Raw genomic sequence first — 7,129 nt, 5'->3', positions numbered from 1 at the left:
CGCAGTGAAGCAATCCATGGGGTGAGGTTGCCTCCTGTCACGGCGGTTGTGAGGAGGCGAGGTTCGGGCCATGGATTGCCACGTCGCCTTCGGCTCCTCGCAATGACGAGGGGCGGGGCGGCGCAGTGGTTGGCTTGGGCCTGTGCTGGCATCGGGGCACCTTCCCAATTTCGTCGCCCCGGATCAGGTCCGGGGCGACGGTGGGAGATGTTCCTGCCCCTCCCCACTCGTCATTGCGAACGCAGTGAAGCAATCCATGGGGTGAGGGTTCCGCCTATCGCGGCGGTTGTGAGGGGGCGAGGGCGGGCCTTGGATTGCCACGTCGCCTGCGGCTCCTCGCAATGACGAGGGGTGGGGCGGCGCAGTGGTTGGCTTGGGCCTGTGCTGGCATCGGGGCACCTTCCCAATTTCGTCACCCCGGCCCCAGAGCCGGGGTCCAGCTCCCTCCCCGCACTGCGCCCCGACTTCAGCTCAGCTGAACGTAGCGATCGCATACGCTGTCGTTGCCGCTTTCCATCCCCGCGCGCAGGGCTTCCATGCGTTGCGCGCTGGAGCCGTGGGTGAAGCTTTCCGCATCGACCTGGCGACCGGCGTTCCGCATCAGCGTATCGTCGCCAATCGCGCTGGCGGCGGTCATCCCTTCCTCGAAATCGCCGGGATCGATCAGGTTGCGGTTCTTGCCTGCCCACACGCCGGCATAGCAATCGGCCTGCAATTCCATGCGGACCTGCAACTGGTTGCTGGCGCGGGGGTTTTGCTGTTGCGCGCTGCGGATCGCGTCGGCCACGCCGGTCAGTTTCTGGATATGGTGGCCATATTCGTGGGCGATCACGTAATAGCGCGCGAAATCGCCCTTCGCGCCAAGCTGTTGCGCCATCTGGTCGTAAAAGCTGGTGTCGATGTATATCCCGTGATCGGCGGGGCAGTAAAACGGCCCCATTGCCGATTGCGCCGCGCCGCAGCCGGAATCGGTGCCGCCGCTGTAGAACACCAGTTCGGGCTGTGCGAAACGGATACCGGCGCGCTGGAATTCGGGCTGCCATGTCTGGTTGAGCGATTGCAGCGCGTTGCATGCTTCGGTGGCGTACTGGTTTTGCGTGCACAGTTCTTCCGCCGATTGCGGGGCGCTGCGTTGCTGTGTGGCGGGGGCGGTTGTTCCGCCGTTCTGGTCCAGCCCGCTGAGCATCTGGCCGGGATCGACCCCGAACACCAGCGCGCCGATCAGCACCAGCACCAGTGTGCCGCACCCGACTCCGCCAGCACCGCCGCCGGGAAAACCGCCGCCGCCCCCGCTGCCGCCGCCGCGCACGCGGATGTTGGCCGGGTTGAATCTGTCGAGCCGCATTGTCCTGCCCCCTTGAAACTGCATCGAAAACGCGACCGGTTGCCGCATTTCATGTGTTTGGTCTGGACAGGCACGGCGCGCAGCGCAAGAGCGTGACTGTTAAGAACCCCGCGAAAAACCCATCAGGAGGTAAAAATGTTCCTATCCGGCAAGCGCGCTCTCGTCACAGGTTCCACTTCGGGCATCGGGCTGGGGGTCGCCCGCGCGCTTCACGCGGAAGGGGCGCAGGTCGTTCTCAACGGCTTTGGCGACGAAGCCGAAATCGCGAAACTGGTGGAGGAGCTGGGCGCGAGCCACATCAACGCCGACCTGACCACCGAAGAGGGATGCGAAGAGCTGATGACCGGGGCCGGCCCGCTCGACATTCTGGTCAACAACGCGGGGATGCAGCACGTCGCCCCGATCGACGAATTCCCCGTGGCGAAGTGGAATGCGATCATCGCGCTCAACCTGACGGCGGCATTCCACACCACCCGGCTGGCCGTGCCGCATATGAAGCAGCAGGGGTGGGGGCGGATCATCAACACCGCCAGCGCGCACTCGCTCGTCGCGTCGCCGTTCAAGAGCGCCTATGTCGCGGCCAAACACGGCATCGCCGGGCTGACCAAGACCGCCGCGCTGGAACTGGCGCAGACCGGGGTGACAGTGAACTGCATCAGCCCCGGCTATGTCTGGACGCCGCTGGTGGAAAACCAGATCCCCGATACGATGAAGGCCCGCGGGATGACCCGCGAACAGGTCATCAACGATGTGCTGCTGGCGGGCGAACCGACCAAGAAATTCACCCAGGTCGAAGAAGTCGGCGCGTTCGCGGCATTCCTCTGCCGGGAAGAAGCGGCGAACATGACCGGCGGCAACTATACGATGGATGGCGGCTGGACTGCGCAGTAATTGGCGCGGTTTACTGCGGCCTCAGGTGAATCGTCGGGGCCGGTGACGGGCGGCATATCGGTTACCGTGATGTCCCGCTCTTCCGGGATGCAGAGCAGGTTTTTAGAGGATATCTGGAATATATTTTCCGCAACCCCGCGGAAATTGTCGGGGCGGTAGAGGTTCACGAGGCTCCAGTACATCCTGTATCGGTGACCGGAGAGGATCGTGTAAAGTTCGGCAAAACGCTCTTGCCGATCTGCTTCCACATAGATGATCGGACGGAAGCGGCGGATTGTTTTCGTCGCACCCTTCAGTGCCTCGCATTCCATCCCTTCGATATCCATTTTGAGGAAATCGAGCCGTTGGAAATTCATCCGGTCGATGGTTGTCAGCGGCACGCTTTCTCCGCGTTTTCCCGGCGCCAGTTCCAAACCGCCAAAATTGTTCTGCACATGTGGATCGAGCGCGGGCACCTCGGTCGAACCGTTTCGGGATCCCACGGCATATTGATAGGCAAACACATTGATCAGGCTGTTCAGCGCGATGTTGGCGCACAGCGTTTGAAATACAATCCGTTGCGGCTCAAACGCATAAACGGCCCCTTGATTCGCGAGTTGCGCCAAGCCAACAGTCAGCGAACCGATATTTGCCCCGATTTCGACGACTACCATCTCTGGCGTTACGATTTGCGAAAACAGGGCGTACTCTCCGAAAGAGTATTCTCCATATAATTCAAGTGACCTTCCTATGTATAGGTCATTTTTGTTGTAAATCATGGGGCCAAATGCCGTATCGGACAGATAATTAAAGCCGGTTTGGTTAATTTTTACCATTTGTTAAAATCCACCAATTTTGATTCTTGGCTATTTTTAGCAATATTACTTAATTTCGCGGTATTCCGATAATCGCCCTTTTACAACCGAAAGATGTCGCTTAATCCATTGGTGCTGGTGCGAAATAGCGAGAGACGGAAGGGATCGAACGAAGTGATTGGGCGCTTGGGGTTAGGTTGTCGTGCGCTGCTTGCCCTGCTGCTGCCGGGCCTGATCGCCGCATGTACTCATGGCGGAGTGCCCGCCACGCCGCGCCCTGTCGCCAGTGCCGAAATCGAAACCCGTCTGATGCGCGATATCGCTACGCTCAGCAGCGACGATTTCGGCGGGCGTCAGCCGGGTACGGATGGCGAGGCGAAAACGCTGCGGTTCCTCTCGCGCGAATGGCAGGCGGCCGGGCTGGCATCGGGCACGAACGATCCGGCGCACCCGTGGTTCGCTCCGGTCGAGCTGGCCTATAGCAGCCCTTCGACCAGTACAGTGCGCTTCGTTCGCAAGGGGCGGGCGGTGACGCTGCCCGATGGCGGGGTGGCGATGTTCGCATCGGGCGCGCGCGGGCTGGTGGAACTGGCACCGGTTGTGTTCGTCGGCAACGCAGGGGTCGATCTGGAGCGGTCCGAACTGGCGGGGCGCGTCGCGCTGATGCTGTGGGATCATCCCGGCGATGCCGATCAGCGGGAGGCGCTGCTGCGTCAGGATGCCGCCGCGGTAATCGCTATCGTGAAAGACGATGCGGAGCTGGCTCATCTCGCCAACGACCGGCGGCGCGGCCACTATCGGCTGGATGCGACCGAGGCGGTGACGACGCTTGACGGGTTCATGACTCGCGATGCGGCGGAAAGGCTGCTGGGCGCCGGGCGGATCGAGGAACTGGAATCCGCCGCCGCGCAGGATGATTTTCGCCCGATCCCGCTAGGCATTCAGGTGTCGGTCGAAGCGACTTCGGCGGTTGGCACCGCGAAAACGTTCAATTTGATCGGGCACTTGCCGGGCAAGCGCCCGCAAGATGGCGCGGTGTTGCTGATGGCGCACTGGGATCATTTCGGCAGCGCCTGCGCCCCTGCCGATGCCGCAGACCGGATCTGCAACGGCGCAGTGGACAACGCCAGCGGCGTGGCCGTTCTCAACGAACTGGCACGTCAGCTTGGGGCAGGGCCGAAGCTGGACCGCGATGTCTATTTCCTCGCCACCACTGCGGAAGAGCGCGGGTTGCTGGGGGCGCAGGCCTTCACGGAAAATCCGCCGGTGCCGCTCGATTCGATTGTCGCGGCGTTCAACCTCGACAGTGTGGCGATTGCCCCGGCAGGCTCTGCATTCGGGATCGTCGGGCTGGGGATGACCGATCTCGATGCTCCGATAGAGCGGATCATCCGTGAAAGCGGTGGCGAGATGGGCGACCCTGCGCTGGCCGCGCAATTCGTGCGGCGGCAGGATGGCTGGGCGCTGTTGCAGCGCGACGTGCCGACAGTGGCCGTCACCACCGCCTATGGCGCTGAGGAGGCGTTGCAGCGGTTTATGGACGAACGCTATCACAAGCCGTCCGATGAAATTGACGGGATCGAACTGGGCGGAGCGATCGATGACCTGCGGCTGCACCTGAAACTGGTGCGCTTCTTCGCTGACCCGCTGCAATGGCCGGCAGATACAGGGAATAAGCACGCGGGGCCGTAGGGGGTGGGGGGTGAGATCTTGGTTGCCCGCCCGTTGGCTTCTCCTTCTTTACGCCGTCACCCCGGACATGATCCGGGGTCCAGCTTCCACCTGCGCCGCGCTGGAAGAAAAGCGGGGCCCCGGATCAAGTCCGGGGCGACGGGAGGGAAATGTTCCTGCCTCTCTCCACTCGTCATTGCGAACGCAGTGAAGCAATCGATGGGGTGACGTTGCCGCCCATCACGCCGGTTGTGGTAATGGTGGGGTAGGGCCATGGATTGCCACGTCGCCTGTGGCTCCTCGCAATGACGAGGGTGGGGGCGGTTGGCGCGCGATAGTATTGGCCAGCCATCGGCAGTGCGACCCTGCACCTGAACCAAACTCACCCTGAACCAAACTCACTTCGTGCCTTCGCGCCTTCGTGTGACCAGCTTCCACTCGACGGTCCCGCCTACCGCAACGGCTGTGAGCGGGGGGAGGTGTGGTCGATGGATTGCCACGTCGCCTTGCGGCTCCTCGCAATGACGAGGGTGGGTGGGCGCAGTGGTTGGCTTGAGCCTGTGCCGGCATCTGAGGGCACCTTCCCAATTTCGTCACCCCGGCCCCCGAGCCGGGGTCCAGCTTCCACTCGCCCCGCGCTGGAAGAAAAGCGGGGCCCCGGATCATGTCCGGGGCGACGTTGAGAGGTGTCGTATGTCTCCCCATTCGTCATTGCGAACGTAGCGGAGCAATCCATTGGGTGACGATTCCTCCCCTCGCAACCCATGTAATGGGCGGCAAGGTAACGGCCACCGATTGCCACCTCGCCAGCAGCTCCCCGCAATGACGACGGGACAAGCGGCGGCAGGCGGCGCATCACATATCCACCGGGCCAGAGCAAAATTGCGATTGGCCCTAGCGATTGTCACACAGTCTCGTTAGATGGGCCGCCACGACTCTCCCGGTGAAAGCAATCCAGTGGCACACGACGATATCCCCCTCGGTCTTACTTTCGACGACGTTCTCCTGCGTCCTGCCGAAAGCGACATTCTCCCCAGCATGGCCGACACCCGCACGCAGCTGACGCGCGGAATCGGGCTGAACATCCCCATCCTGTCCGCCGCGATGGACACTGTGACAGAGGCCGATATGGCGATTGTCATGGCGCAGATGGGCGGCATCGGTGTGCTGCACCGCAATCTGGAGGTGGACGAACAGTGCGCCGCCGTTCGCGCGGTCAAGCGGTTTGAAAGCGGGATGGTGGTCAACCCGATCACGATTTCGCCCGATGCGACGCTGGGCGATGCACAGGCATTGATGATGCAGCACCGCATCAGCGGCATTCCCGTCACCGATCGCGACGGCAAGCTGGTGGGCATCCTGACCAACCGCGATGTGCGGTTCGCGGAAAACGCCGGTCAGCCGGTGCGCGAACTGATGACTGCGGATAATCTGGCGACCGTGCCGTTGGGCACCAGTCAGGACGATGCCCGGCGGATGCTACATCAGCGGCGGATCGAAAAGCTGCTGGTGGTGGACGATGCATTCCGATGCGTCGGCCTCATCACCGTCAAGGATATCGAGAAAGCGGTAACCTATCCCAACGCCACCAAGGATTCGACCGGTCGTCTGCGGGTGGCTGCGGCGACCACAGTAGGCGACAAGGGCTTCGAACGGACAGCGGCGCTGATCGATGCCGAAGTCGATGTGGTCATCATCGACACCGCGCACGGGCACAACAAGGATGTCGCCCGTGCGGTCGAACGGGCCAAGGCGCTCTCGAACTCGGTGCAGATTATCGCCGGTAACGTCGCCACCCCGGAAGCGACCCGTGCGCTGATCGATGCCGGTGCCGATGGGATCAAGGTCGGCATCGGGCCGGGATCGATCTGCACCACCCGCGTGGTCGCCGGTGTCGGTGTGCCGCAGTTGACCGCAGTGATGGAATGCGCGGCGGAAGCGGCCAAATCGGGCGTGCCCGTGATTGCCGATGGCGGATTGCGGACATCGGGCGATGCGGCCAAGGCGCTGGCTGCCGGGGCCTCTGCCGTGATGATCGGTTCGATGCTGGCGGGGACGGAAGAATCGCCGGGCGAAACCTTCCTCTATCAGGGACGCAGCTACAAATCGTATCGCGGAATGGGCAGTGTCGGCGCGATGGCGCGCGGCAGTGCCGACCGGTATTTCCAGCAGGACGTATCGACGCTCAAACTCGTACCCGAAGGGATCGAGGGACAGGTGCCGTATAAAGGCCCGGCGAAGGATGTGGTTCACCAGCTTGTCGGCGGGATCAAGGCGGCAATGGGCTACACCGGCAGCGCGACGATTGCCGACCTGAAAGAACGCGGCAAATTCGTGCGGATCACCAATGCCGGCCTGGCGGAAAGCCATGTTCACGATGTCGCGATCACGCGAGAGGCGCCCAACTATCCGACACGCTAAGGCAGCG

General features: G+C 62.5%; 5 protein-coding genes. 3 read left to right on the top strand and 2 right to left on the bottom strand.

Going from position 1 to position 7,129, the window contains the following annotated elements:
• Window positions 1-466: 466 nt before the first annotated feature.
• The gene (ypfJ, locus tag D6858_RS12360) at window positions 467-1,345 is read right to left on the bottom strand and encodes a KPN_02809 family neutral zinc metallopeptidase (RefSeq protein ID WP_120110967.1); all 879 of its coding nucleotides are present in this window, start codon (window positions 1,343-1,345) and stop codon (window positions 467-469) included.
• A 135-nt stretch (window positions 1,346-1,480) separates the two neighbouring features.
• On the opposite strand from ypfJ, the gene D6858_RS12355 reads away from it, so the two are divergent.
• On the top strand, window positions 1,481-2,236 hold the full coding sequence (locus D6858_RS12355; RefSeq protein WP_120110964.1) for a 3-hydroxybutyrate dehydrogenase: 756 nt from the start codon (window positions 1,481-1,483) through the stop codon (window positions 2,234-2,236).
• On the opposite strand, the gene D6858_RS12350 is transcribed toward D6858_RS12355, so the two are convergent.
• Window positions 2,203-3,051 (bottom strand): FkbM family methyltransferase, encoded by an 849-nt coding sequence (locus D6858_RS12350; protein ID WP_120110962.1) that lies wholly within the window; start codon window positions 3,049-3,051, stop codon window positions 2,203-2,205. The genes D6858_RS12355 and D6858_RS12350 overlap by 34 nt on opposite strands.
• 165 nt (window positions 3,052-3,216) lie before the next feature.
• Here D6858_RS12350 and D6858_RS12345 point away from each other — a divergent pair, with 165 nt between their 5' ends.
• Together D6858_RS12345 and guaB are read left to right on the top strand one after the other, a co-directional pair.
• Entirely contained in the window at window positions 3,217-4,722 is a 1,506-nt protein-coding gene (locus tag D6858_RS12345; RefSeq protein ID WP_240623831.1) for a M28 family peptidase, read from the top strand.
• Between the two features lie 900 nt (window positions 4,723-5,622).
• A complete protein-coding gene (gene guaB / locus D6858_RS12340) occupies window positions 5,623-7,122 on the top strand; it encodes an IMP dehydrogenase (protein WP_120110956.1) in 1,500 nt (499 codons plus the stop codon).
• The last annotated feature ends 7 nt before the right edge of the window (window positions 7,123-7,129 follow it).

The organism is Tsuneonella suprasediminis (assembly GCF_003605755.1).
Lineage (GTDB): Bacteria > Pseudomonadota > Alphaproteobacteria > Sphingomonadales > Sphingomonadaceae > Tsuneonella > Tsuneonella suprasediminis.
Note: the sequence above shows the minus strand (reverse complement) of the source record. Positions and strands in the feature narration are given on the sequence as shown.

Bases quoted from the DNA above. Each gene is read 5' to 3' on its own strand.
- ypfJ (WP_120110967.1), bottom strand. From the start codon at position 1,345: ATGCGGCTCGACAGATTCAACCCGGCCAACATCCGCGTGCGCGGCGGC.
- D6858_RS12355 (WP_120110964.1), top strand. From the start codon at position 1,481: ATGTTCCTATCCGGCAAGCGCGCTCTCGTCACAGGTTCCACTTCGGGC.
- D6858_RS12350 (WP_120110962.1), bottom strand. From the start codon at position 3,051: ATGGTAAAAATTAACCAAACCGGCTTTAATTATCTGTCCGATACGGCA.
- guaB (WP_120110956.1), top strand. From the start codon at position 5,623: ATGGGCCGCCACGACTCTCCCGGTGAAAGCAATCCAGTGGCACACGAC.